Annotated in this window: 29 protein-coding genes and 2 pseudogenes; 8 read left to right on the top strand and 23 right to left on the bottom strand. The window is 35.6% G+C overall.

What is annotated here, in order from left to right; genetic code table 11:
* Positions 1-54 precede the first annotated feature (54 nt).
* From BAU28_RS06030 to BAU28_RS06045, 4 genes are all read right to left on the bottom strand, one after another.
* Positions 55-591, bottom strand: a complete 537-nt coding sequence (locus BAU28_RS06030) for a GrpB family protein (protein WP_071718067.1) — start codon at positions 589-591, stop codon at positions 55-57.
* Positions 592-616: 25 nt separating this feature from the next.
* Positions 617-964: a DUF4260 domain-containing protein gene (locus BAU28_RS06035; protein WP_071718032.1), complete on the bottom strand. Its 348-nt coding sequence runs from the start codon at positions 962-964 to the stop codon at positions 617-619.
* 6 nt (positions 965-970) lie between these two features.
* Positions 971-2,362, bottom strand: a complete 1,392-nt coding sequence (locus BAU28_RS06040; RefSeq protein ID WP_071718033.1) for an FAD-binding oxidoreductase — start codon at positions 2,360-2,362, stop codon at positions 971-973.
* A 132-nt stretch (positions 2,363-2,494) separates the two neighbouring features.
* Positions 2,495-2,893: a DUF2871 family protein gene (locus tag BAU28_RS06045; RefSeq protein WP_025148126.1), complete on the bottom strand. Its 399-nt coding sequence runs from the start codon at positions 2,891-2,893 to the stop codon at positions 2,495-2,497.
* A 255-nt stretch (positions 2,894-3,148) separates the two neighbouring features.
* On the opposite strand from BAU28_RS06045, the gene BAU28_RS06050 reads away from it, so the two are divergent.
* A complete protein-coding gene (locus BAU28_RS06050) occupies positions 3,149-3,652 on the top strand; it encodes a GNAT family N-acetyltransferase (protein WP_071718034.1) in 504 nt (167 codons plus the stop codon).
* Positions 3,653-3,684: 32 nt separating this feature from the next.
* Here BAU28_RS06050 and BAU28_RS06055 read toward each other — a convergent pair.
* Together BAU28_RS06055 and BAU28_RS06060 are read right to left on the bottom strand one after the other, a co-directional pair.
* Positions 3,685-3,879 (bottom strand): annotated as a pseudogene (locus BAU28_RS06055) (pre-peptidase C-terminal domain-containing protein); the annotation flags it as partial.
* A gap of 36 nt (positions 3,880-3,915) precedes the next feature.
* Entirely contained in the window at positions 3,916-4,593 is a 678-nt protein-coding gene (locus BAU28_RS06060; protein WP_071718035.1) for an MgtC/SapB family protein, read from the bottom strand.
* A 315-nt stretch (positions 4,594-4,908) separates the two neighbouring features.
* Between BAU28_RS06060 and BAU28_RS06065 the strand changes: the two genes are divergently transcribed.
* Positions 4,909-5,427, top strand: a complete 519-nt coding sequence (locus BAU28_RS06065; RefSeq protein ID WP_071718036.1) for a GNAT family N-acetyltransferase — start codon at positions 4,909-4,911, stop codon at positions 5,425-5,427.
* A 56-nt stretch (positions 5,428-5,483) separates the two neighbouring features.
* Here BAU28_RS06065 and BAU28_RS06070 read toward each other — a convergent pair whose 3' ends face one another.
* The 3 genes and pseudogenes from BAU28_RS06070 to BAU28_RS06080 form a co-directional block, all read right to left on the bottom strand.
* Positions 5,484-6,392 (bottom strand): VOC family protein, encoded by a 909-nt coding sequence (locus BAU28_RS06070; protein WP_071718037.1) that lies wholly within the window; start codon positions 6,390-6,392, stop codon positions 5,484-5,486.
* Between the two features lie 76 nt (positions 6,393-6,468).
* A pseudogene (locus BAU28_RS06075) lies at positions 6,469-6,741 on the bottom strand (type 2 periplasmic-binding domain-containing protein); the annotation flags it as partial.
* Between the two features lie 107 nt (positions 6,742-6,848).
* Positions 6,849-7,760 (bottom strand): VanW family protein, encoded by a 912-nt coding sequence (locus BAU28_RS06080; RefSeq protein WP_071718038.1) that lies wholly within the window; start codon positions 7,758-7,760, stop codon positions 6,849-6,851.
* A gap of 380 nt (positions 7,761-8,140) precedes the next feature.
* Between BAU28_RS06080 and BAU28_RS06085 the strand changes: the two genes are divergently transcribed.
* Together BAU28_RS06085 and BAU28_RS06090 are read left to right on the top strand one after the other, a co-directional pair.
* Positions 8,141-8,467 carry a hypothetical protein gene (locus tag BAU28_RS06085; RefSeq protein ID WP_002172828.1) on the top strand — a complete coding sequence of 109 codons (327 nt, stop codon included), beginning with the start codon at positions 8,141-8,143 and terminating at the stop codon, positions 8,465-8,467.
* 115 nt (positions 8,468-8,582) lie between these two features.
* Positions 8,583-9,674: a DUF3900 domain-containing protein gene (locus tag BAU28_RS06090; RefSeq protein WP_071718039.1), complete on the top strand. Its 1,092-nt coding sequence runs from the start codon at positions 8,583-8,585 to the stop codon at positions 9,672-9,674.
* 137 nt (positions 9,675-9,811) lie between these two features.
* Here BAU28_RS06090 and BAU28_RS06095 read toward each other — a convergent pair whose 3' ends face one another.
* The 4 genes from BAU28_RS06095 to BAU28_RS06110 all read right to left on the bottom strand — a co-directional run bounded on the left by BAU28_RS06095 (position 9,812) and on the right by BAU28_RS06110 (position 12,658).
* Entirely contained in the window at positions 9,812-10,666 is an 855-nt protein-coding gene (locus BAU28_RS06095; protein WP_071718040.1) for an exonuclease, read from the bottom strand.
* A gap of 211 nt (positions 10,667-10,877) precedes the next feature.
* Positions 10,878-11,078, bottom strand: coding sequence for a cold shock-like protein CspB (cspB, locus tag BAU28_RS06100; protein ID WP_001179148.1), 201 nt, complete (start codon positions 11,076-11,078; stop codon positions 10,878-10,880).
* Positions 11,079-11,298: 220 nt separating this feature from the next.
* Positions 11,299-12,198, bottom strand: coding sequence for a WD40/YVTN/BNR-like repeat-containing protein (locus tag BAU28_RS06105; RefSeq protein WP_071718041.1), 900 nt, complete (start codon positions 12,196-12,198; stop codon positions 11,299-11,301).
* Between the two features lie 16 nt (positions 12,199-12,214).
* Positions 12,215-12,658: a flavodoxin gene (locus tag BAU28_RS06110; RefSeq protein ID WP_048371306.1), complete on the bottom strand. Its 444-nt coding sequence runs from the start codon at positions 12,656-12,658 to the stop codon at positions 12,215-12,217.
* Between the two features lie 316 nt (positions 12,659-12,974).
* Here BAU28_RS06110 and BAU28_RS06115 point away from each other — a divergent pair, with 316 nt between their 5' ends.
* Positions 12,975-14,072 (top strand): phosphodiester glycosidase family protein, encoded by a 1,098-nt coding sequence (locus BAU28_RS06115; RefSeq protein WP_071718042.1) that lies wholly within the window; start codon positions 12,975-12,977, stop codon positions 14,070-14,072.
* 39 nt (positions 14,073-14,111) lie between these two features.
* Here BAU28_RS06115 and BAU28_RS06120 read toward each other — a convergent pair whose 3' ends face one another.
* From BAU28_RS06120 to BAU28_RS06130, 3 genes are all read right to left on the bottom strand, one after another.
* Positions 14,112-14,729: an acetate uptake transporter gene (locus BAU28_RS06120; protein ID WP_071718043.1), complete on the bottom strand. Its 618-nt coding sequence runs from the start codon at positions 14,727-14,729 to the stop codon at positions 14,112-14,114.
* Positions 14,730-14,815: 86 nt separating this feature from the next.
* Positions 14,816-15,211, bottom strand: a complete 396-nt coding sequence (locus BAU28_RS06125) for an NUDIX hydrolase (protein WP_071718044.1) — start codon at positions 15,209-15,211, stop codon at positions 14,816-14,818.
* Positions 15,208-15,549, bottom strand: a complete 342-nt coding sequence (locus tag BAU28_RS06130) for an ASCH domain-containing protein (RefSeq protein WP_071718045.1) — start codon at positions 15,547-15,549, stop codon at positions 15,208-15,210. The genes BAU28_RS06125 and BAU28_RS06130 overlap by 4 nt, the downstream gene beginning before the upstream one ends.
* A gap of 270 nt (positions 15,550-15,819) precedes the next feature.
* Here BAU28_RS06130 and BAU28_RS06135 point away from each other — a divergent pair, with 270 nt between their 5' ends.
* Entirely contained in the window at positions 15,820-16,569 is a 750-nt protein-coding gene (locus BAU28_RS06135) for a (S)-benzoin forming benzil reductase (RefSeq protein WP_071718046.1), read from the top strand.
* A gap of 28 nt (positions 16,570-16,597) precedes the next feature.
* Here BAU28_RS06135 and BAU28_RS06140 read toward each other — a convergent pair whose 3' ends face one another.
* The 6 genes from BAU28_RS06140 to BAU28_RS06165 form a co-directional block, all read right to left on the bottom strand.
* Positions 16,598-17,434, bottom strand: coding sequence for a GNAT family N-acetyltransferase (locus BAU28_RS06140; protein ID WP_116500316.1), 837 nt, complete (start codon positions 17,432-17,434; stop codon positions 16,598-16,600).
* A gap of 60 nt (positions 17,435-17,494) precedes the next feature.
* Entirely contained in the window at positions 17,495-19,003 is a 1,509-nt protein-coding gene (gene argH, locus BAU28_RS06145; RefSeq protein ID WP_071718048.1) for an argininosuccinate lyase, read from the bottom strand.
* Between the two features lie 101 nt (positions 19,004-19,104).
* The gene (locus BAU28_RS06150; RefSeq protein WP_071718049.1) at positions 19,105-20,217 is read right to left on the bottom strand and encodes a serine hydrolase; all 1,113 of its coding nucleotides are present in this window, start codon (positions 20,215-20,217) and stop codon (positions 19,105-19,107) included.
* 117 nt (positions 20,218-20,334) lie between these two features.
* On the bottom strand, positions 20,335-21,267 hold the full coding sequence (locus tag BAU28_RS06155; RefSeq protein ID WP_071718050.1) for a nucleoside hydrolase: 933 nt from the start codon (positions 21,265-21,267) through the stop codon (positions 20,335-20,337).
* 133 nt (positions 21,268-21,400) lie between these two features.
* Positions 21,401-22,837, bottom strand: a complete 1,437-nt coding sequence (gene panF / locus BAU28_RS06160) for a sodium/pantothenate symporter (RefSeq protein WP_025148106.1) — start codon at positions 22,835-22,837, stop codon at positions 21,401-21,403.
* A gap of 3 nt (positions 22,838-22,840) precedes the next feature.
* Positions 22,841-23,119 carry a YhdT family protein gene (locus BAU28_RS06165; RefSeq protein WP_002172851.1) on the bottom strand — a complete coding sequence of 93 codons (279 nt, stop codon included), beginning with the start codon at positions 23,117-23,119 and terminating at the stop codon, positions 22,841-22,843.
* 272 nt (positions 23,120-23,391) lie between these two features.
* Here BAU28_RS06165 and dhaS point away from each other — a divergent pair, with 272 nt between their 5' ends.
* Positions 23,392-24,876 (top strand): aldehyde dehydrogenase DhaS, encoded by a 1,485-nt coding sequence (gene dhaS / locus BAU28_RS06170; RefSeq protein ID WP_071718051.1) that lies wholly within the window; start codon positions 23,392-23,394, stop codon positions 24,874-24,876.
* 52 nt (positions 24,877-24,928) lie between these two features.
* Here dhaS and fabG read toward each other — a convergent pair whose 3' ends face one another.
* Positions 24,929-25,669: a 3-oxoacyl-ACP reductase FabG gene (gene fabG, locus BAU28_RS06175; protein ID WP_071718052.1), complete on the bottom strand. Its 741-nt coding sequence runs from the start codon at positions 25,667-25,669 to the stop codon at positions 24,929-24,931.
* Between the two features lie 133 nt (positions 25,670-25,802).
* Between fabG and BAU28_RS06180 the strand changes: the two genes are divergently transcribed.
* Positions 25,803-25,952: a YfhD family protein gene (locus BAU28_RS06180; RefSeq protein ID WP_071718053.1), complete on the top strand. Its 150-nt coding sequence runs from the start codon at positions 25,803-25,805 to the stop codon at positions 25,950-25,952.
* Positions 25,953-25,977 lie beyond the last annotated feature (25 nt).

Here is a 25,977-nt window from a genome sequence, read left to right on the forward strand (position 1 = left end):
TAATATGATTTCTGCCACCTTAGTCAATTTTTTCATTGATACAAATTCCTTTATTTAACTATCCTTCTTAGCTTTTTCTAATACACCTTTAATAAATTCCGTCTTACCTAAACTATAACTCGCTCGATCTTTCATAGTTGCTGCTAATTCTCTCTTTAACTGTCCATATTCGATAATAGCATTGAAATTTTCACGAAGATAATCCCGAAACGCTACATGTCTTCTTAACTCTTCACTATTCTTATCGCATACATATAAATGATGTTCCATCCAAATGGCATTCTTTCCATCCCTCGGGACATATTGATCCTTTCTCCCAAAAGCTTCTCTCCCCTTAAAACTCCACTCTTTTTGATGAAAATACCCTATCTTTTCAAGTTTCTTTATTATTTTAGGAAAAACATCATAATTTTCTATTACAACATCGATATCTAATATCGGTTTAGAAGCAAGACCTTTAACAGATGTACTCCCAACGTGCTCTATAGAAAAAATGAGTTCTCCCATTACGTTATTAAGAAACGTCTGTAATTTACAAAATTCACTTTCCCATTGTGTATTATATTTCTCAACAGTAATAAATCGTTTCAATTGCCCCATCCTTCTCAAATCACTTTTATAACCTCTGAATATGAGTGTCCTTAAAATCCATCTCATACTTCAATCCATACCCAAGCATTCGATCCATCCCAATATGTGCTGTCCATATTAAACCGACCATTAAAATTGAATCCATCTTAAAATAGACCCCTATTAAAACAAGTAATATGGATATGATATATGTGTGAAATAGATTATAAATTTGTGCACCGACACGATTGTTTATAGCGTACGCTATCATTGCTAAATCAGGCGCCAAAAGTAATACGATAAATAATAACCAACTAAATCCACATAATGCATATATATAAATAGCAGCTAATAAAACGACCAATCCTTCAAGATGTATAATTCGTTTCTCCAAATTTCATCATCCCTTATCTTTTAGCTTAAAAACTTTATTTGGATTCAAAATATTTTGCGGATCAAGAGCCTTCTTTATTTTCTCCATTACCAATAATGCCGCACCATGTTCTTCTTCTTGATACTTTAGTTTTCCTATTCCAACGCCATGCTCTCCCGTACACGTTCCACCACGTTTAAGAGCATACAGTACGATACTTTCGTTTATTTCGTCCGCCTTTTTCACTTCATCTTTATCGTTTGGATTAACCATTAAGAGCACGTGAAAATTCCCGTCTCCTACATGGCCAAGAATACCACCAACAAGACTAACTTTATCTAATGTCTCTTTCGCATGTTGTATTGCGCCAGCTAATTCAGAAATTGGTAAACAAACATCCGTACTCATTAGCTTTTTACCAGGATAACTATGAACGTAAGAGTATGCTAAGTTATGTCTTGCATCCCATAATTTATTTCTCGCCGCTGTTTCAGTTTCAAAAGCAACTTCTCTACACTTATGATCAAAAACAATTTCTTTCGTAAATTCAATATCTTGTTTTAGCCCTGCTTCATTGCCATGAAACTCTATAAATAGCGTTGGTTCTTCTCTATAATTTGTTTCGCTGTAATGGTTTACTTGTTTCATAGATAATTCATCAACAAGCTCGATTCTCGCAATTGGAATGCCAGCTTGCAATATATTTATAACAGCTTCTACTGCATCATTTACAGATGGAAACGACGCTCTCGCAGCCATAACATGTTCTGGTATGCCGTATACTTTTAATGTTAGCTCTGTAAAGCATCCAAGCGTGCCTTCCGATCCTACAAAAATACCATTTAAATGATAACCTGATGATGACTTCGCCGCTAAATTTCCAGTATGTATCACTTGCCCATCAGCAAGAACTACTTCTAAATCACGAACTTGATCACGCATAACACCATATTTCACTGCTGTCGTTCCGCTCGCATTCGTAGCAGCCATTCCTCCTAATGTTGCATCTGCTCCAGGATCCACACTAAAAAACAGACCATACTTTTTCAATTCTTTATTAAGCTGAGAACGAGTCACTCCTGGTTGTACTTTCACAAGAAAATCTTTCTCTCTTATTTCAAGTATTTTGTTCATTAATGAAAAATCAACCGTAATCCCCTTTTCATAAGGAATTATATGCCCCTCTAAACTGGAGCCTACTCCAAATGGAACGACAGCCTTTCCATGCTGACTCGCTACTTTCATTATCTCTCTAACCTCTTCGGTCGTTTTTGGAAACACAACTACATCAGGTAAACTACTAGTATGGTAAGATTCATCTTTACTATGTAACTCTCTTACTGTCGTATTAACAACTACTCGATCTTCTGGAAGTACATCCTTTAATTCATTTACTAAATGTTCAATTGTTATTTCCATAACGAGCTCCCCTTTTATATTATTTACTTCACAATAATTATACCATTTTTATACAAAATAATCAGAATAGTAAGTTTACGTTACTTGTACATAAAAAAGAACTTGCAGCATACGCTACAAGTTCTTTTTTAACTACATTTTAAATGACTTCTTTATTAAAAGCATAAACCAAATTAATGTGAATGCCATCATCGAATGAGAGAATCCTACAATATAAGTTAATCCTTTAAAGTCCGCTCCATTTAGCTGAAGAAGTCCTCTCGCTGCCAGCGAACCTAGCATTAAAGTTAATGCGATGTTATGTAAAACAAACCATTTATTAAATCCTTTCACTTCATGAAACGCGAATACTTTTGCTAATCCTAAAGCAATTAAAAAGAAGAAAAAGCCAAGCACAAGCGTGTGTGTGTGCAAAAGATTTAATAGTGTAGATCCTAAAATCCCTTTATATTTTCCATACTCTCTAGCGAATATTCCCGATAGTAAACCTATAATTAAATAAGTAAACGATGCATTATATAATTTCTTCATTATATACCTCCTTAAGTAGAATGTGTAGTGTGTCATATTTAGTAATAATGATAGTTATATAGTAAAAACTCCTAGTTTCCTAGGAGTCATTGTATAAGCATCTCACTCTTTCCAGTTAATTTTAATTATAAAATATCCTTTTATACAAAACAATCGAATTTTATGTGAACAAGTAGAACTCAATTAAAATAACTTGCACTTTTGTTTTGCACAATCCATACTAATTGTTATAACTTTTAAAGGTGGTGCAATAGATTGATAGTTCGTGAAACTGAACGCCTCATTCTTCGCTGGTTCGATGTTAAAGATGCTCCATTTATTCTCGAGTTAGTAAACGATCCTGCATGGATTCAGTTTATCGGTGATAAAGGGGTTAGAAACTTAGAAGATGCTAAAAATTATATTTTAAACGGTCCAGTCGATATGTATAACAAAATTGGCTTTGGCCTTTACTTAGTAGAACGAAAAGAAGATCTCACTCCACTTGGTATGTGTGGCCTTATTAAAAGAGATTCACTAGAAGATGTTGATATCGGGTTTGCCTTTTTAGAAAAATTCCGTTCGAAAGGATATGGCTATGAGTCAGCTTCTGCGGTAATGGAATACGGGAAAAATAAGCTGGGTCTTAAACGAATTGTAGCAATTACTTCTATAGATAACGCTGATTCAGGAAAGCTTTTAGAAAAAGTAGGATTGCGATTTGAGAAAATTATTTCAGGATCTGGAGAAGATTTAAAATTATTTGGGTATAACGCGTAATAAAAAGGTCGCCATTCATGGCGACCTTTTTACTATTTCACTTCTACCGTATAATTCCCTGATCCCCCACCATATTGATATACATGTAAATAATACTTCCCTGGATACGCATAATAACTACCTACTAATTTATTCCCTTGCGGCTGAGCATACGTAATATAATTATTTAAATCTGCTTCTGAATAAAGAACCCAGTTTACTCCGATATTATTTTCCTTCGTTACATTAAAATTTCTACTATTACTTATCCCTCTTTTTCACTATTATGATTTTAGCTTTATAAACGTAACTTCCGGTAACGATTGCATATGTTGAATGAATGTATTCTTTTCTTCTGCTGATATATTTTTTAGTTGCATTCCTACTTTATAGATTACGCCCTCCTCTTGCTGTAAAACATCAACTTCATATGAAAGGATTGGAATACCTTTCACTTGTAACATTTCTAATATTTGTTGAACTGCTTCGTGTTTATTCATACACATTTGCACCGCTATGTTTTGCGGAAATAAAAATTGCACCTTAAAAATACGACTTACAATCTCTAAACCAATTAAAACGAGAATCGTCGCTCCAATCCCTACTACATACATACCTGCTCCAATTGCTAATCCAATTCCTGCAGTTGCCCATAAACCAGCCGCTGTCGTTAATCCTTTCACTGCCTGCTTTTGAATAATAATTGTACCTGCACCTAGAAACCCCACTCCACTAACAACTTGTGCTGCAATACGACTCGGATCAAGAGACATATGATCTTCAAACATAATATCTGAAAAAGCATATTTCGAAACAACCATTATTAAAGCACTTCCTACCGCTACTAAGAAATGCGTTTTTAACCCTGCCTCTTTTGAACGAATTTCTCTTTCAATACCAATCATTGCTCCTAACAAACCAGCAACACCGATTCGTATAATAAAATCAATATCTAAACTCACGAGCACTTCCCCCTTTTATTCATTTTAGAGAGATAAAACAAAAATTATCACATGTATCTATCCATCGATATAAAAGCATTTTATTAAAATATATTTAATATTCCAGTGGATTTATGTTAATATTTTAAATATTAACATAAAATAAAAAACAACCTACTTTTTATACGAAAAACTTTAATTTTTAAAGCCAAACTAATTTTCATTTAAAAACGGAATGTGGATTGCATGAAATGAGGTTGAGAAAGTCAGAAAACGTTTTCATTTCATGCCGTAATTTTTGTGAAATAAAGCATAAATAAAAGGAGCTTACTAACAATGAACGTCTCTTTAATTACACCTACTACTGATTTACAAGAAGAATACTTAGAGTTTTATAACGAATGGAAAGATAGCGGTGAAACGATGATTCCATGGGTTATTTCAAAAGACCCTTCTAACTTTCCAGCTATGATTCAAGAATTACTCGATGCACATAACGGAATAAATATTCCTGAAACTTGGGTACCAGATTCTACTTATTGGCTCGTGACAGATGAAAATAGAGTTGTAGGAGTTGTTAATATACGTCATAGTTTAACTGATCATCTATTTAACGCTGGTGGTCATATCGGTTATGGCATTCGCCCTTCTGAAAGAAAAAAAGGTTATGCTACGAAGTTACTAGAGTTGTCACTAGAAAAAACGAAAGAATTAGACATTACGAAAGTACTTGTCGTTTGCGACGAAGTGAATACTGCTTCAGAGAAAACGATTTTACATAACGACGGTCTCCGTGATGAAGATTTTACTGAAGAAGATGGAAATGTTGTAAGAAGATATTGGATTGAGCTATGAATAGTTCATCAAAAAAGAAACCAGAAAGTGATTAAAATACCACTTTCTGGTTTCTTTTATACTACTTCTATTTCAAACTGTACTGTAATACCACTCGGATCTAATAGCGTAAATCCATTTGTAGTTTCACTTATTTCATGTTGTTTGTCTATTAATCTTTCTTTCACTTCATCTAAAGCTTCTTTATGCGGTAATACAATCGTATACACCTTTAATCCAGTTGCATGTGCTGGTGGGTGCGGGTTATTTACCCCATTCCACGTATTTGCACCAATATGATGATGATAACCACCTGCCGAAATAAATAAGCAATCATCTTCACGCTGCTGTACTTCAAAACCTACTGTTTCTACATAAAACTCATGTGATTTCTCTACATCAGTTATTCGTAAATGTACGTGTCCAACGACAGTATCAGCAGGTAATCCACCAAACTCATAATCAACGAGCGTTGCCAGTTCTTTTAAGTCAAGCGGCGTACTTCCTCCTGGTCCCTCTCCCCATTGATCTCGCGGACGGTCTGCATAAATCTCGATACCATTCCCCTCTAAATCTTGTAAATAAAACGCCTCACTATACGTATGATCACTTGCGCTATTAAATCTTGAAATTGGTAAAATTTCATTTGAATATGTATAACGCCCTTCTTGCTCAACTGGACTATCAATTACGTTCTTATTACGAATCACACCAAAAAGCGCTGAAGCAAAAGCTTCACGAGTCGGAACTAAAAAGGCAACGTGATATATACCCGTCGTACGCGGTTCTTGCAGCGCTGCATCTTCCAACTGCTCAAGAACAAGTAACGTATTCTTACCACCTTTTCCTGCTAAATATGCTTTATTCCCCTCTTGCTTAATTACTTCTAACCCTACTACATTCTCATAAAAAGTAATTTGACGATCTAAATCTTTTACTTTAAATTCGACATGACCAATACGTGTTTTCGGATGAATTTGTACCATGAATAACTTCCTCTCCAGTTCCCCTTTAGTTTTTTATATAAGTTGATAGGCAATAGCCGCATTCAACAAATACACCTTAATTTTGTTTTTTTGTAGCATCAACTTTTAGCCATTTTTTCGATATGTCACTTAATGTTCCATCTTGCTCTAATTCTTTTAACGCTTTATTTATATCTTCTAACTTTTCACTCTTTTTTGCAAATGGAAATGCAATCTCTCCCCATTCAAGTGGACCAAATCCAACTTTCACATTATCTAGTTTCGCCTTTGTTATTGTTGTTTCCACTTGAACTTTATCATTATAATAAGCATCGACGCGTCCAAGTCCTACTTCATTCAATTCCGCTGTACGCCATCAAAATTACTATTCTTAATAAACTGTACACAAAAAGCCGGCACTTCTAACAAACTTAGAAATACCGGCTTCAAATCTTATATTTTTATAGCTTATGATATTTATTTCATCTTATGTACTTCAGCAACTAACTTTCCACCTTGTATACCCATATAAAGCTTAACAGGAGCATCATTCGTGTTTTCAAATACTAAGTCTAAATATGGATATGCAATTGTAGCATCTCTTCCTTGTGGAACATAACCTACTGTTTTAGAATGTGTAGTTCTCTCTACCATTGTCAAACCAGCTTGATCTGCTGCATTGAATAAAGTAGATGATGTTTGACAAACGCCACCACCATAACCATCTACTAATTTACCATCTACAATTTCTTTTCCTAATTGATATCCTTTATCTGGCGTTGTATCACCGATTAATGCATTAAAAGAGAAACGGTCTCCCTTCGCTAAAACAACCCCATTTACGCTCGCCGCAGATAAACGAATATTTTCAATTCGGCCACCTGTTGAGCCACCTAAATTCGTTTCATATCTACCAACTACAGTACCACTACCTTGCGCATCATTTAGTGTTGCAGTAGGTTTTTTCTCCACAATTGGTAACTGATAAGAAGAATCCCACATACCTACATTTAATAATTTATCTACTAATTCTTTTTCCATTAATTCATACGAAGGCTTTCCTTCTTGCCAAGTTCCATCAGGCGCTATACGTGAAGGAACCATCTTTGTATCGACGCTCTTCCCTACCTCACTAGCAACCTTCGTTACCGATTTTTTGAATTTCGCTTCATCTTCAAAATAGCCTAAGCTTGATAAATCTATTTTTTTCACTTCAGTGCCAGTACGACCATCCACTAAGCTAATGCTATCCTGTACTTCTGCCTTAGCTTCTACAACGTTTCCGCCGATATCACTTACTAATGCCACATCACTCACTTTTGCACCACAACCGCTTACTACAGCTATGCATAGCACCCCTACTAATATACCCTTTACTTTACGTAACAATATACTCTCCCCTTTTTCCCAACATCATTTCTTATGTATTATTTCATTTTTATGTATGTTTTGTTACAATCATTTTACAATATATTTAGAAAATGTTACAAGTTATTTTTACTCTATATAAATTACTCTTTTCTTTCCAAAATGTCTATACATATCCACATAAAAAATTTAAGTTCGATAGAATTGTAACCTTTATGTAACCCTTATATCCAGTATATACCATTAACCAAATTAAATACAATTATAAAACCTCCATGTTCTTAATTTTCCATAAATAATGAACCACTGAAACATTTATAGGTATTTGCCGTGCCATTACTCCGCTTTCGCACATACATTATGATGAATTTACCCCACTTTAAAGAAACGGAGGAGTTTATATGTATCCCTACAACCCATATGATCCATATAACCAATATGAATATCAACCTCAATACGATTTACAAGCACAATATCAACAATATATAGATCAAACAGAGCAAGTTAATCCATATGATCCAAATAGACAATTTCAACTTCCAATCTCTTTTCCTGGCACTGGAAACCGTCAACTAGGACGACGAGTAAATGAGCTTGAACAAAGAGTACGTCAACTAGAAAACACAGTTGAGCGACATACTCGTAGACTAAACCGCTTAAATCAGCGTTTACGTACAGTAGAAAATAGACTTAACATTCCATTTTCAGCATTAGAAGACGGTTTTTAATTTCGAAAATAAAAAATATATAAGGAAGGGACTCTCCCTTCCTTATATAAATTGACGAAAGTTTTTTCCATCTCTATACTGATAAGAGTTAACGAAATGAAACAAGGTGATAAATATGGATTTTGAAATAAATTTCCTTTCCTTTTATGTTGTACAAGTGGAAGGAAAAGGAGAAGCAGTTGATAAACGCTATAAGCATTTTCAAACATTAGATGCGGAAGAGTATGAAGATAGCTCTTTGAAAGAATTTTTGAATGGTGAATTATTAAAAATATCGAAACGAAAAGTAGAACGTCATGCAAAAACAGAACAGGCTCCAACAAAGATCGGTCGCTTTATTGTAGAAGAAGGACATGAATTAGATTCAAACCCTCACTACAACCTTTTTAATCGTATTCGTTTTGCAGAAACGAAAGAAAACTTCAAAGATATGAGCGAACCTCTCGTTTATACATATCTAGACACAAGCGCTGTACGTGGTGGTGTATTTTTAATCGCTCAAGCAAAACTACGCAAATATTTTGATGATCCATTCGTATTCGTTATGAAATGTGACTTCGAACCAAAAGTCGCTTCAATTTCTGATGAATCTACACTTATTCGTAACGTTGAAATGGCTATTACAACAAAGAATATGAAATCTATCCAATACCCATACATGCCTGAAGAAGGTATTGTCGAAGTAGGTGAACTAAAAATACACCAAGCATCACACGCCCGCTACTTTGAAGACTTCTTAAAATTCGTCGAGTACGAACGCTCTATGCCTGAAATTATGAAAACACAAGTAATGGACATGGTATACGACCAAATTGAAGATGTATTTGAAGAAGGTACAGAAGAACGCGAACAATTCGACCAAGCGATGGAAGTATGGGCTGCCAGTCCAAAACGTGAAATTATGGAACAATTTTCAACAGAAGAAGTAATGGAAGCTACTGCTCAGATCGTCGAGCACGCCCCTGAAGTGGAATTAAAGTTAAAAGCAGATCATATCTCTGTGAAGGCGTTGCTTGCTGATTTCGGAGACCTAATACATATTGCAAAGGTAAACGACCGATATGTATTAATGATTGAAGCAGACACACTTACGTTTGAGAAAGGATTCTCTCCGATTGAGTTTTTGAAGCCGGATGAATTGCAAGACGTGATTGAGCGGATTGAGAAGAAGCAACAGTTTGGGTATGATCCGAGCGGGATTGAATAGAACCGCGAATGATTAACTCACTTAAAAAATAAATACTAAAAAACTCCTATATCTATACATGGAATAGGAGTTTTTACATTGCTTACTAATAAATTCTTCTCATAAAAAGAGGACCAGACTTAGCAACCTTAATACATTTACGTTACCTTTCCCTCTTCCTGCGCCTTCTCCATCTCAGCCAAATACTTCAACTGCCTTTCCGCTTTTCTCACCGCCGTACGAAAATGTTTTTTCAGAAGTTCTACTGCAGAGTCACTTATATAATACCTTTCCGTTATACTTTCCCACGTGTCACTACTTTCAAATGTACTCCATACAAAAGGGTGCTCTGTATTTTTTCTCATTTCTTTAAATACCCATTTTCGCATCTTTTTTTTCGCTTTTTCTGTTAGTTTTCCGTTCTTTACAAGTTCAAGCTCACCATGTCTCTTGTATCGCTTATTAATATCTCTCTCGTTATATACTTTAAGAAATATATTTGCTGTATTCTCAGCATCTGCTAAAGCACGATGTTGCCTACCTTGCCAAGTTAAACCGAGCTGCTCCACTGCAAATTGTAAACTTGGTGTATGTTCAAACAATTCTTCATACGCCTGGAAAACAAATTTCTGCAAATCAAATCTGCTCTCTTTTTCCATACATGGGCATTCTACACCGTGTAATGTACAATCTTGAGATAGAAAACGATAATCTTCTTTTCCCCATGAAATAAATATAGAATCTTCTCCGATGAACTGAATAAATTTCTCTATAATTTGAGGGAATTTCTCTACACCGATTAAATCTCTCTTTGTAATGCCAGTTAATTTTGTTGTATGACGAGTTAATGGAGCACTTGGTTTTACTAACTCTGAAAATTCTCCAATAACCTTCATTGTACTCACATCTATTTTTAAAGCTCCAATATCAACTATTTCTGACGGATCCTCTGATTTATATGGCCTGAAATTCCTTTCAATATCGAACACAATGAAATGTGTAGAGTTTATCAATTTGTTTACCTCTTTCTAATTCCTTTTGATGCCAATTCTTAATTAGCAGTTTCACTTTATTTTCAGTATCTATTTATACATACAGTTTATACATTTAATACGCTTGAATACAAATTGAAAATTCAGTCTTATCTTCGGATGTACATAGGAGGACTTTCATTCACCAAAAAAACACAAAAAAAAAGAAGGGCAAGCCCTTCTTTTTTCATAATTACTTCTTGTTTACGTTTGTAGCTTGAGGTCCACGGTTACCTTGTTCTACTTCGAAAGTAACTTCTTGACCTTCTTCTAAAGTTTTGAATCCGTCGCCTTGGATAGCTGAGAAATGAACGAATACGTCTTCTCCGCCTTCAACTTCGATGAAACCGAAACCTTTTTCTGAGTTAAACCATTTTACTTTACCGTTTTGCATGAAAAAAATCCTCCTACAATGTACCTATATGTACATATTCATTTTCAACCACTTTACAATAATACGTCAGACATTAAAAAACTGCAACCCCCGAAGGAGATTTAACATTGCTATCCTCCTCGGAAGTTACAGCTCATTTAAATCTCTATATTATTAAAAGTAAAATGGTTTAAAGTAACTATATCATATCAATATAATAAAAGTAAAGTTTTTTTTTAATCTATACAACTTTTTTCTTCCACTGCATCGCTTTTGATTCACCTGACCCAGCTACAACATAGCCTTCTTTTTCATTAACAATGCGCCAACCATGCCCTTTGACCGAATCACATACTGTAACAATTCCTTCATCAAGAAGCACACGGCAAACTGTGCTAATTCCCGCCTTATTTTGCGTTGACGTTGTATATAACACATGTTGATCTACACTTAAGTCTAAATAGCTACTAGCTTTTTGCTCATTTTGACATGTATGCCAACATATTTTATCACTCTCAGCACTCTCATCTATTTTACAAAAAGAAATATTCCCGCTAATCCCCTTACAAGATCCACTTGCTGCTACTAAATAGGAATTGTGTATAATCAACGCAGAAATCATCTGATTCGTCGCTATTTTAATCCTTTTTAATTTACGTGTCTCTAAATTAAAAAGCCAAACACCACCATATTTAGCATGTATTTTTGTACCGATAAATAAGTAATGTTTATATAAAAATAATGAACGAATAGATGGTGCATTACTACCGTAATCAAGAAATGGATGAATAGTTTCCCAGGTGGAACCAAAATTTCTAGAATGGTACAGTGTTTTATCTCCATGAGCAATTACCGTTCCATTCTCATTACTACATACATTCCAGCTTGTTGCTTTCGTCGGGAAGCGCTGGACCGTCCACGTTTCTCCACCATTCGTACTACGAATAAAAACTCCTTCGTCTCCTACTCCGTAAACTACATTACCTTCGCTATGTAAATCTCGAATTCGTTTTTGAAACTCATTTAAAATCTGTTTCCATTCTCCATCTTGTTCAATGAATAAGCCATTATATGTAGTAGCTAACAAAAGTTTTCCATCCCTTAACTTTGTAATAGCCGTTGCACTTAACATTGTTTCCACGTTGACACTCCCATTCTTAGAACTTCTCTGCAAAAGCAATTGCAAAATTACTACATTTTTCAACGTCCTCTTCGTCTTCCGGAGCCAATTCAATTTTCAATCCTTCTTGTACAAGTTCTGCCCCGCATCCTACAAGACGTTCTTCAAAAATCGTTACAGCTTCACAAAATAGTTCGTACGCCGTATCACCTGATCCAAATACAGCTACTTTTTTACCCGATAAATCTATATTTTCTAACTCATCATGGAAGTCTTCCGCTTCAAATGGTAATTCACCATCGCCCCACGTATAAGATCCTAAAATAATTCCATCATAAGCTAACAATTCTTCAGCATCCATACCTTCCATCTCTTGCAATACTACTTCGTGATCAAAGGCATCTAAACTTACTTTAATTAAATCAGCTATACTCTCTGTATTTCCTGACATACTTGCATACGCTATTAAAATTTTCGCCACTTTGGCATCCCCCTCTTACAATAAATGATTCTCATTCTCATTATATTAATAATGAGAATCAATTTCAATTATTATTTTTCATCCGATTTATATCCTTTTCGTTTATGTTAAAAGAAATAGTATATCTGACTATCACCTTTTCATTTTGAGTATTAACATTCATATTCATCTATTGCCAAATCTGGTTTCTCAACTTATTGTATATACATCCTTTCACATTTAATATGTTGCATATATAATGTGAAAGGCCCTTTACACATTTCATTATTTTCAGGTAACAAACAATTTCGATCTTACAAAAAGAGGAGTCTTTATAATGAAAAAATTTTTTATTAGACTTTTAAAAATATCATCCCTTTTGACAGCACTATTATTAACAGTAGGTGCCATTATTCTATTCGGCACTTCATACGGCCATAATTTACGTGTCATCGCAGCGGAAAGTATTTTAACGTCTCAACATCCGCAATACGCAAAAATCACACTACTGTCTGATAATGAGTTAAATGATATTTCTCAATCCATTACAAATCCAAAATGGAAAAATAGCGATTTTGCTAATATTAAACTTTCAAAACAAGAATTAGAGCGAAAGAAAAATTTACCACTAACCGTTTCGATTGAAACAGTTAAGAAAAAATATAGCGACCATTTTTTCGAAGGTAAATTAATGACTATTAGTAATCCATTAAATGTAAAACTCGTTACACAACAAGGTTCACAAGGAAAAGACGTTGGAGAAAAGATATATGTCATGGCAAAGCGAAATCATGCACTTGCTGCTGTAAATGCTAGTGGTTTTTGGGATGAAACGGGACATGGTGGTGGTAAAACAGGCATCGGTATTGTTATTGAAAACGGGAAAGTTATAAACACACCGAAAGACATTAATACCCCTACTCTCGTAAGTGGACTTACAAAATACGGACAAATGGTTTCAGGAGAGTTTTCTGCTAATCAACTGTTAAATAAAAATGTCGTTTCCGCTGCTGGCTTTATGCCTCAACTAATTGTAAATGGCGAAAAAATGATTACAAATGATGGCGGATGGGGCTATGGTCCCCGAAGTATTATGGCTCAGAAAAAAGATGGATCAATTATGTTTTTCATTATTGACGGAAGACAACCTCATAGTATCGGAGCTTCTTTAAGAGACTGCCAAGATATTCTTTATGAAAAAGGGGCCGTAAATGCAATGGCAATGGACGGAGGCTCGTCAGCGACATTGTACGCAATGGGAGATATTTTAAACATCCCTTCAACCTTATCTCATAAATCACGCTATTTACCAGACGCCTGGGTTGTTACCGCGAACCCTAAGCAACAAGTTCATGTAACAATAGACGGCAACCCAGCAAGCTCTCAAAAGATTTCCGAAATGACAGGATCTACTGCTGTAGCTATCAATAAATAAAAAAGAACGGATGACTATACAATCATCCGTTCTTTTTTATTACTTTTTAAAAATACCAAATGGCTTTCCAACTGGTAATACAACTTTTCCGAAGTGTGTATTTAACACTGCTGCTGCTGAACCATAGAAAGATAATAATGAAATACATAGTTCAGAATACGCTGCTAAATTATGCATTGCATGCGGCATAACACCTAATGTACTTAATGAAAGACCAATAAATAAGAAATCAATAAGGACGAAAATCATAAATAATACTTTATGTGTTTCCATTGCACCAATTGTCATAAAGATCGTAAAAATCAAGTATCCGATAAAGGCTACACCAAGCTGTTTTGAATCTGCAGTTTGCGCTAATTTTTCACCAAATACTCCAAGTTGAATTAACCAAGACGTTCCAACACCTAACCAAAATAGGCCGTAAGCACCAAATGCTGTTGTACCGAACGTATTGTTATGCTTTGCATCGTGAATGCATGCAAAGAGTTGTGCAAATCCTCCTAAAAAGATTGCCCATGGTAATACAAGTGAAACGCCATCTGTTAAGCCTAACTTTTGAGATGATGCTACAAGTGTTACCATCGCTAATCCAAATAGACCAATTCCAGATGGATCTGCTGTTGTCATTTTCACATGATGTGTAGTTTGATTGCTCATATAAACCTCCTGATTATAAACATACTCGAATACAATACTTAAATCAGAAGGCTATGTCAATGGTTTTTTTTGTATGTTGTCAGACCTTATATTCCATAATAATCGAATACACTTTTGGCCACATCATAAGGTTTTATATTTATATTTAACAACTCTTTTATCGGCAGCCATACAGGAATATAGCTCCCTCTATCTTTCAACTCGAACTCCTCGCCGTTACCACTTCCGAACACTCCACCAGTAACATAAGCATCATAATAATACTCGGTACATTTATACTCCACCTTTGCGATAAGGTTTTTCACTTGTATATGTATCCCTAATTCTTCGTAAACTTCTCGCTTCGTTGCTTCTTCAGGTGTTTCTCCTTCTTCAATTCCCCCGCCTGGAAAAACAAAATACACCTCACTTTCTCGAACACGTTTTATAAGAGCAATTTTATCGTCCTGTACAATAATAGCCGCACCACGATTTCTTCTCATATTATTACCTTAATACCAATTGCAACTGTTCCCCACTCTTTCTCTTGTTCTTTCGTATATATTTTGTATGTACTTTCCAACCTTTCCTCTATACTAACGTTTTCACGATCAAATAATTTTCCATCAATTTGTTTATACATTTCTTTAAAGCTCTCGTATCGCTTTATCTCCGTTACCTTTACAGCAATTATTTCCGCCGTCACAAGGTTAGTAAATACAATTTCATCACCTTGTTTTATTTGTTGACGCTTTTTATCATACAATCTAACTTCAAATACTTTTTTCCCAGAACAAATAGATTGAAAAGGCTCATTATATAGTCCCATTTGATGTCTCATATTTTTTCCTCCTTATAATTTAGTTTAACATACAGCCTGTATTGTACGAGAACTTGTATATTTTTTCTCATGCAAGAATATCCACCTTCCTTCCCACTTGCATATACTGTTCCATATCCGTTACTGTCGTTGTAAATCGGTTCATAAAAGGCACACAATCATCTCATTTCATTTATAGTAAAAAGTGCTCTATACTATAAAATGTAGACAAACTATACATTGTACGTTGTCCAACAAAATTCCGCACATACGAGAGGAGTTTATAAAACTATGCGCTACGTTATCATAACAGGAACTTCACAAGGTTTAGGGGAGGCAATCGCCGCGCAATTGTTAGAAGAAAACACAACAATCATCTCTATTTCTAGAAGAGAGAATAAAGAGCTTACAAAACTCGCAAAGCAAAAAAACAGCCATTGTATTTTCCATTCCGTAGATCTTCAAGATGTACATAATTTAGAAACTTACTTTAACGAAATCTTTTCATCTATTAAAAAAGACACTGTCTCATCTATTCATTTAATTAATAATGCAGGCACAGTTGCACCAATGAAACCCATCGAAAAATCAGAAAGTGAACTTTTAATTACGAACGTACACATTAATTTACTTGCACCGATGATCCTTACTTCCACTTTCATGAAACATACGAAAAATTGGAAAGTAGAAAAACGTGTTATAAATATTTCATCTGGCGCAGGAAAAAATCCTTATTTCGGATGGGGAGCTTATTGCACAACGAAAGCCGGTGTCAATATGTTTACACAGTGCGTAGCTACTGAAGAAGCGGAAAGAGAATTCCCTGTAAAAATCGTCGCTTTTGCACCAGGTGTTGTTGATACAAATATGCAAAAACAAATTCGCGGGGCTAACAAAGAGGATTTCACAAACTTAGATCGATTCACCGCATTAAAAGCAGAAGGAAAGCTACTGCCACCTGAATATGTTGCGAAAGCTATTCGTAATTTACTAGAAACTGAAGACTTCCCGCAAGGCGAGGTTATTCGAATTGATGAATAGTAAAAAGGCACGCTCATAGCGCGCCTTTTTATTTTTCAATAAATATAAGTACAGACTCCATAATTTGCTCATAACCAATTTCTTGATAAATTTTATTAGATGTTGGATTCGCTAGATCGGTATATAATGTAGTCGTTTTGTAACCTTCATCTAACATACGTTGACTAAGTGCGGCTACACAATTAGACGCGTACCCTTTTTTCCGTTCTTCTTTCGGCGTATAAACGAAATTGACTGTTATATTATTTGTAGTTGGTCTCGTTTTTGCAGCTATAGAGATTAGTTTACCTCCCACTTCCAGACCGAATAGACGATTGGTGGTTATTAACGTATGTGCAGTTTGTTTTGCTTCTTCTTTCGTAGTAGGGAGCTTCACGTCTTCACAAAATTGATATACCCATTTTTCTATTAATGGAAGTTCATCGCTATTTATTTCTCGAAAAATCGCATTCCCGTTCCACTTCTTCTTTACTCGTTTTAGTTCATACACACCTTGCTCCATCACAACAGTAGTTTTTTTCTGTTCTAATATCGCAATCTCTTCAGCTAATTTCTGTACGATTTTTTTATTACCGATCAATCCAGGAATATTTGGATATACTTTCGTTAACTCCTTTGCAAGTTCCACTATATCCTCTTCCGAAATTTCAGACGTAGCAACGATCATTTGTTTCTCCACTGTTTGAAGAAATACAATCGCCACTTCTTCTCCTTGTTTCGCTGCCGCCATAAATATCGGTTCTTGAACAACTTGTAATACACCTAATATTAAATTATTTTCCTGCTCATTCTTTTCTAAAAATGGTATAACATCTTCTTTAAAACGAATAACCTCTTCATATACGTGCAATTGAATCATCGACAATCTCTTCCCTCAATTTTTATTTTAATTAAATATTGGCGATTAATTCATTAAATCCTTCTTTTACGATTCGATAATATTGGAAACTAATGTGTTTAAATCATTTTCAGCTCGTAAAATTCTCCATTTTTCCTTTTCAAATATCTCTTCTTCACTCCGAAATGACTCTTTACGACTTTTAATCATACGCTCCATTTCTTTTTTACTCGGTCCACCGTATACATTTCTTTTTTGAATAAAAGCTTCTGGCGATATAATTTCTTTCCACTCTTCCTCTAATAAATTCACTTTCAAATTTTCTTGTAAGTATACATTTACGTCCTTGAAATTTAATTCATGCAACTCCTTTTTTTGCTCTAATGACATATTCGCTATAGTACTTGCTGCATGATGAGCATGCCGAAATGGAATTTCATAGTTTTTTGTTAAAGTATCTGCGAAATCTGTTATCGTTATTGCATGTTTATAGGAACGACTTTTTAACGTTTCCTCTTCTACTTTCATCGTTCGAATAACTGCATTCATAATACAAAAAACACGAATCGCATTTTCGATTCCTTTATATAAATACGGCTGCAAGTCATCCTCCGTATCAACAATATCACCAAATGGTGTATTATGAATCATTTGAAATACAGTAAATGCTTCACCTAAAGCGCTACTCGTAATAGCACGGGCATGTTCAATTGAAACTGGATTTCGTTTTTGCGGCATAATACTACTAATTTGCACATATGACTTTGCAACAGTAATACCGTCATACTCTTTCGTTGCCAATAATAAGAAGTCATGAATCCACCTACTCGTATTCGTCATAATTACCATAAGTAACGAACTAACTTCTAATAAATAATCCGCTCCAGCAACGGCGTCATATGAGTTTTCAATTACATTTGTAAATCCAAGCAACTGCGCCACTCGTTCTCTCTTAATCGGAAAACTTGTTGTAGAAAGGGCCGCAGCTCCCATTGGAGACTGATTTAAAAGATGGTACGTTCTTTTCATTCGTTCTAGGTCTCTTTGCATCGTATCGTAAATTGCTAAAGAATAATGACCAAATGCGGTCGGTTGCGCTGGTTGTGTATGTGTATACGCAGGCATAATTGTTTCCATATGTTCCTCTGCAAGTTGGAGCATGCTTTCTTGCAGTAATAAATGGTGCTCTATTAACCGCAATACATATTGCCGCAAACTCATACGATACATCGTTACACCCATATCATTTCTGCTTCTACCGATATGCATATTACTTACAAATTCACACTTCGCTTCTTGAACAATTAAATGTTCAACTAAGAAAAAAAGATCTTCATGCTGCTCCATATATCGCAATTGATCCTTCGGAATTGCCTCTACCTTTTTTAGTGCTGTTAGTATAACTTTAGCTTCTTCTCTTTTCATTAACTTTTCTTCAGTTAACATAGTAATATGTGCCCTATGCACTTGAAACATATCTTTCAATAAATAATTGCGTTGAAAATCAAATACATGCTGTAATACACAATCCACATATGATTTCCCAGGGAAATCAGCGCCTTCACTCTTTATAAACTCTTCTTTACTCTGTTTCATCACCTTTTCCCCTTTCGCCTAAGTATTACTACCCATCATACCCAGCGATAGCGAAAAAGTGCTTGTACACAAAAATAAACTCGGCGCTTATAGCACCGAGTTTATTTAATAACAGTCGCATCATACTTATCACTTTGCAACACTTGGAAATGTAAATTTGCCAAGTGTTTACGTATTTCAGCGCTGTCATCTTCATTTAAATTATTTGCTAAGAAAACAATTTCTGTACAGTTTCCGCGTTTATCCATTGCATAAACTGCTTTAGTTACCGTCCATGGTGTATAGCCATTCTTTTGTCCAGCATGCCTGAATGTTTTACGATATTTCTTTGCACTCATATCTGTTTCAACGATATTCGCCCACACTTTTTCTTCAGCTTCTGTAAAGCCACCTTTATGATTTGCCTTTTGAAGCAATACCATATAATCATTTGCCGATGCGGCAGGTAATCTATCCGACCAAATTTTATCATATCGTTCCTCTAAATACAGAGGAATTTCCTGCTGTAATAATAATGGCCCCTTCTTTTTTAAGCGTTCATGAATAATCATGGCATACTCTCGATATTGCTCTTGAGACATTTCTTTTAACTTCTTCTCTATTTTATATTTCGGAACATGTAATTCTTTATGCAAATATCCTGGAATATATAAAGATGAAACAATCGGAAACAGTGGTTGGTGTGCAGGGAGCGATAAGCTTTGTAAATTTCGATTAATATTATCTAACCCTAACACTTCCATTAAATATTCAGTATTTGCATTTGAACTGAACTTAACCATTCCTTTTGCAACTTCTTCTAAAGAAACCGCTCCTTCAGTTATCTTCCCCGTTTTCTGCAAATAATTTTGCCACCTGTCTTGTGCACCACCATCTGTATTTGGTACATAATAACGATTCACATCATTAATTGAGACGAAACTAGACGGATCAATTTTCCCCTCTGTAACTTGTTTCGTATATTCAAGCGCCACAATTAACTTCATCGTACTAGCAACTGGCAATACAACATTTGGATTTACAGAATAAACAACTTTATCATTTCTTTTTATTAGAAGTGCACTATTTTTTTCATCTTTATGTTCTTCAATAAAGGATGCTATATATTGCGCATCATCATTATTTGAACTCCAAACTTTTTTCACCAAAAAGTTACCTGATATTAGCAAAACAAAAATACCCACAATCACTGCGCATACTATAGTTTTTTTCAAGTAAAATTCCTCTCCTATTGTGTAGCTCTTCTCTATTTATCTCTTAATAACAAAATAATGAAGATAATTATTTAAATAATCATCTCCATTATTTTAACTTGTATTTTACTATTATGTCTACGTCATAATTTTCACAAAATCCTCAAGAAACTTTTTATAATGTAAAGACCAACCAATTTTCACCCAATTTTTCAATGCTTTTGAATCAGGCTGAGGACGAAAATCAGCGATACTTTCTCCTTTTGCAACTCCAATCGTATCTACATCAACACGGCGATAAACGTAATCTAAAAGAGATGGATTTGTTGCTGCCATCATCGTTACTACATCGTGCACTGGGCTCCCTGTTATTTTAGGATTGAGGTTTTTATAAGCTTTATAATAATACGTGAAAATCGGTTCTATTAATTTCTTAAAATTCGTTTTAGAATGTTTCGTAATGTATTTCACCATTTCCGGTGTAATAATCGCTTCTGATGTAACGTTAAGCGGTATTAATGTCACATTTTTTGCATTTTGCATAACTAATTGTGATGCAATTGGGTCCCCATGAAAATTCGCCTCCGCGACTGGTGTAACATTTCCGGGCATTAAAAAAGCACCGCCCATTATATAATATTCCTTCACATACTTCATCATCGGTTTCTCCAAAATAAATGCCGTCGCCAACGTTGTTGACCGGCCGGCATCAACAATAATTAGTTCACCCTTATATTTTTCAATGATATCAAAAAACTCACAAAAAGGTTTTATATTTGGAGAAAAGGCTTTAGGGGGACGAATCGGACCTAAGCCGTCTGCTCCATGAATTTCTGGGTAATACGTTACAAACTCCCCAGACAAAGGTATTTTAGCCCCACTAATAACAGGTATATCTTCCCGGCCCGCTATTTGCAATAAATACGCCGCATTACTCGTCGCCTTTTCCTGCGTTACATTCCCATATCCCGTTACTACTCCAACAATATCAATATTAGGATGCAACAATCCATACATAATTGCTAAAGAGTCATCAATTCCCGGGTCTCCTAAAAATAATATTTTTTTCACAGACCTCAACTCCATCCCATCAATTGTTATTACTTTATGAATACATGACAGCATACAGAATGAAAAAGAAAAATTTTGTTATATACAAAAAACGTAGAAGCTTCATAGTAGAAGTCCCTACGTTTTTTCAATTTTATCCCGCTACTTTTTTCATCGTAACCATACTACCAATTATATAAGCAATAAAAGCAAAGCAAATCGGGAAAACAACTGTATGTATACCAAATGGATTAGGGAAACAAAGATGAATAAACATATAGGAACCTACTCCAACTAAAATAGAAGCGAGAGCTCCAGTTGCATTTCCCTTTCTCCAATATAAACCTAACACAATCGGCCAAATGAACGCCGCTTCTAAACCACCGAAGGAAAATAAATTTAACCAAATTAAAAAATCTGGTGGCTTAATAGCTGCAGCGTATACGAGTAATCCTACGATACCAGTAATCCATAGACTACCTTTCTTTATCGTACTATCCGCTGCCTCTTTATTTATGTAATTCACATATATATCCTTAATAATTGACGAACTTACAAGTAATAATAATGAGTTTACAGTAGACATTATTGCTGCCATTGGTGCAGCTAAGAAAACTCCAGCTAACCAAGGTGGCAACACTTCCATCGCTAATAGCGGCATTACTTTATCTGGTACCGTTATACCTGGAAGTACTACTCGTGCAAATACACCCGTTAAATGCATACCAATCATAATTGTACCAACCACAACCGTTCCAATGATTAGCGCCTGGTGCATAGCTTTTGAATTTTTATAAGACATAGCACGCACACTAATTTGTGGTAATCCAACGACACCAATTCCAATTAAAATCCAAAATGATGTGACATATGCTTTTGTTAAACTACCGTCCGCACCGAATGGTGTTATTAGCTTTGGATTAATTTGAACGAGTTCATGCATTATCTTTTCAACCCCGCCACCAGCAATGACAGTAGCAATTAAAATGATTGTTGTTCCGACTAACATGATGATTCCTAATAATGTATCTGATAAAGCGACTGCACGAAATCCACCAATTAACACGTACACAAGTACAGAAAATGTAAATAAAAATAGTGCCGTTGTATAGGAAAGTCCTGTTAGTGACTCAATTAATCGTCCGCCACCAACCCACTGAGCTACTGTTGCTGAAAACAAAAAGATTATAATACATAATGCTGAAAGAACAACTACCGCCTTATTATTGTATCTTCCCTTTAAATAATCAATAAGCGTAATTGCCTCCATCTTCCTAGCGATAATAGCAAACTTTTTACCAATAACCGTTAAAACGATATATCCTGTTACAACTTGAATCGCCGATAACAACACCCATCCAAGCCCCATATTGTAAGCAATACCAGGCCCACCAATAAAGCTACTTGCACTACCGTACGTAGCTATCATCGTCATAGCTAATAATAAGCCGCCAAGCTCACGCCCACCAAGAAAATATTCTTGCAAAAATTTATTATTAGCAGTTGCTTGTACACGTCTTGATGCAAATACACCAATTAAAAACACAACGATAAAAGAAATTATCATTGGAATTATTACATACCAATTCATCTATCATTCCTCACTTTTTTCTTCCTCATCGAGTGAAATATCTTGAAATAAAAAACGAACAACTAAAATAAGCAAAATAACTATTACGATAAATCCAACGATACAACTATAAAAAAACCATGCCGGAAAGCCTAATACATATGTATATTCACTCGGATCCTTACTGCCAAGCCCATAAGCAAATCCATACCATATTATAAAATTAATAATAGCTAGTCCAAGACCAATTAACGCTTCTCTATGGGCAATTCGAAAGCGTGGATCATCATGATAATCCTTCATTTTCTCCCTCCTCTCACGATGTATAATTGTACCACTGTTCTTCTAGTTTTTCCTACTAGAAAACAAAAACGCGCAGGATTTTTTGTAATTATATAGAATACAATGTTTCATTACATATTTTTTACATTTGTAACACAAATGAAATTTGAATTTTCTGTATTTGTTATTTATGATTTTAAGTAGAGGCTTTTCATCTAGTTCCCACATCCTTGATTTCGGAATAAACGCCGTCTCGTACTGCGTTTACATTATATTTTCAAGGGGGTTATACAATGAGTCAACTAGCTGTAAATCTTCATGAAAAGGTAGAGAAATTTCTTCAAGGTACAAAGAAACTATATGTGAACGGAGCGTTTATCGAAAGCGCTTCCAGAAAAACATTTAAAACTCCTAACCCAGCAACCGGTGAAACTCTAGCTGTCGTTTCTGAAGCTGGTCGCGAAGATATTCATAAAGCTGTCGTAGCAGCTCGAATGGCTTTCGATGAAGGTCCTTGGTCACGTATGAGCACCTCTGAACGAAGTCGCCTTATGTACAAGCTTGCTGATTTAATGGAAGAACATAAAGAAGAGCTTGCACAGCTCGAAACGTTAGATAACGGAAAACCAATCCGTGAAACAATGACAGCAGACGTCCCGCTTGCAATTGAACATATGCGTTATTACGCTGGCTGGGCTACAAAAATCGTTGGGCAAACAATCCCTGTTTCCGGTGAGTACTTTAACTATACACGCCATGAAGCAGTTGGTGTTGTCGGCCAAATTATCCCATGGAACTTCCCACTTCTTATGGCAATGTGGAAAATGGGAGCCGCTCTTGCAACAGGATGTACAATCGTCCTAAAACCTGCTGAACAAACTCCACTATCCGCTCTATACTTAGCTGAATTATTTGAAGAAGCTGGATTCCCGAAAGGCGTTGTCAATATCGTTCCTGGATTCGGGGAAACAGCTGGACAAGCTCTCGTTAATCATCCACTTGTTGATAAAATCGCATTTACAGGCTCCACTCCAGTCGGAAAACAAATTATGAGACAAGCATCTGAATCATTGAAACGCGTTACATTAGAGCTTGGTGGTAAATCACCAAACATTATTTTACCAGACGCTGACTTATCTCGAGCAATTCCAGCTGCACTTTCTGGTGTTATGTTTAACCAAGGACAAGTGTGTTGTGCTGGATCACGCTTATTTATTCCGAAGAAAATGTACGATAATGTTATGGCTGATCTCGTTCTATATTCTAAAAAATTAAATCAAGGCGCTGGATTAAATCCAGAAACTACAATCGGTCCTCTCGTTTCTGAAGAACAGCAAAAACGCGTAATGGGCTATATTGAAAAAGGAATTGAAGAAGGTGCCGAAGTACTTTGCGGAGGAAACAAGCCATTCGATCAAGGATATTTCGTTTCTCCAACAGTATTTGCTGACGTAAATGATGAGATGACAATCGCTAAAGAAGAAATTTTCGGTCCAGTTATTTCTGCATTACCATTCAATGATATTGACGAAGTAATTGAACGTGCGAACAAATCACAATTCGGTTTAGCGGCTGGCGTATGGACAGAAAACGTAAAAACTGCACATTATATCGCAAGTAAAGTTCGTGCAGGTACAGTATGGGTAAACTGTTATAACGTCTTTGATGCAGCATCTCCGTTTGGTGGCTTTAAACAATCTGGACTTGGCCGTGAAATGGGATCTTATGCGCTAAACAACTATACAGAAGTGAAGAGCGTTTGGATCAACTTAAACTAACGAGAAAGAACCTGACTGGATAAGTCAGGTTCTTTCTCGTTATGTATTTCATTTAAACTTGCAATCCTCCGCTAACATGTAATACCTCTCCTGTAATGTACGACGCATACTCCGATGCTAAAAAGGCAGCTGCGTTTGCAATATCCTCCGGTGTTCCGATTCTTCCAACCGGAATCGCTCCAACCATTTTCTCTTTTACTTTATCCGGTATTGTTTTGGTCATATTTGTATCCATAAATCCTGGACAAATCGCATTACACGTAATACCAAAACTTCCAACCTCTTTCGCTGCTGTTTTTGTTAAACCTACGACCCCTGCTTTTGTAGCCGCATAATTTGCTTGTCCAATATTTCCTTCCCTACTAATAGAAGAAATATTAATAACCCGTCCATACTGTTGTTGTCTCATATAAAGAAGCGCTGGCTGCATACAATAAAAAACGCCAGTTAAATTAACTTGTAATACTTGTTCCCAAGCAGACTTCTCCATCTTATGTAACATTGCATCTTTTGTAATTCCGGCGTTATTCACTAAAATATGTAATGCACCAAATTTTTGAACCGCATACTCAATTAATGATTTCGCTTCACTTTGATTACTCACATCACATCGATATAAGCTCACTTCATATCCTTCATCCGATAACTCACGTGTCGTTTCTTGTAGCTTCTCTTCATTTACATCACTAATTAATACTTTAGCTCCTAGCTTCGCATAAACTCTTGCGATTTCTTTTCCAATCCCCTGCGCAGCACCTGTTACAACGGCTGTTTTCCCATTTAAAAAGTCCATCCCTATCCCCCATTTCTATTCGTTATACTGTATATTTCGGCTCTTTGCTTTCCAAATCCTCTTTGTATAAAAAAGTCTATTTGTGTCAAACTAACTTTGCAACGCCGCATAAAACACAAGGAGATTGTGTCAAATGAAAAAAAAGAATGTAGATCAAAACAAAGCTGCTGACGGCATTGATGTTGAGTTCTCACGAGAACTCGCTGACCACAATGACTTAGAAGCAAACGCACGTGCAGATGCCGCTGATGCACGTCAAAAACGCCAGTCAACTGAAAAATAAGGCATTACAATGTTCCTTATTCTTT

The organism is Bacillus paramycoides, assembly GCF_001884235.1.
In the GTDB taxonomy this organism is placed as follows: domain Bacteria; phylum Bacillota; class Bacilli; order Bacillales; family Bacillaceae_G; genus Bacillus_A; species Bacillus_A paramycoides.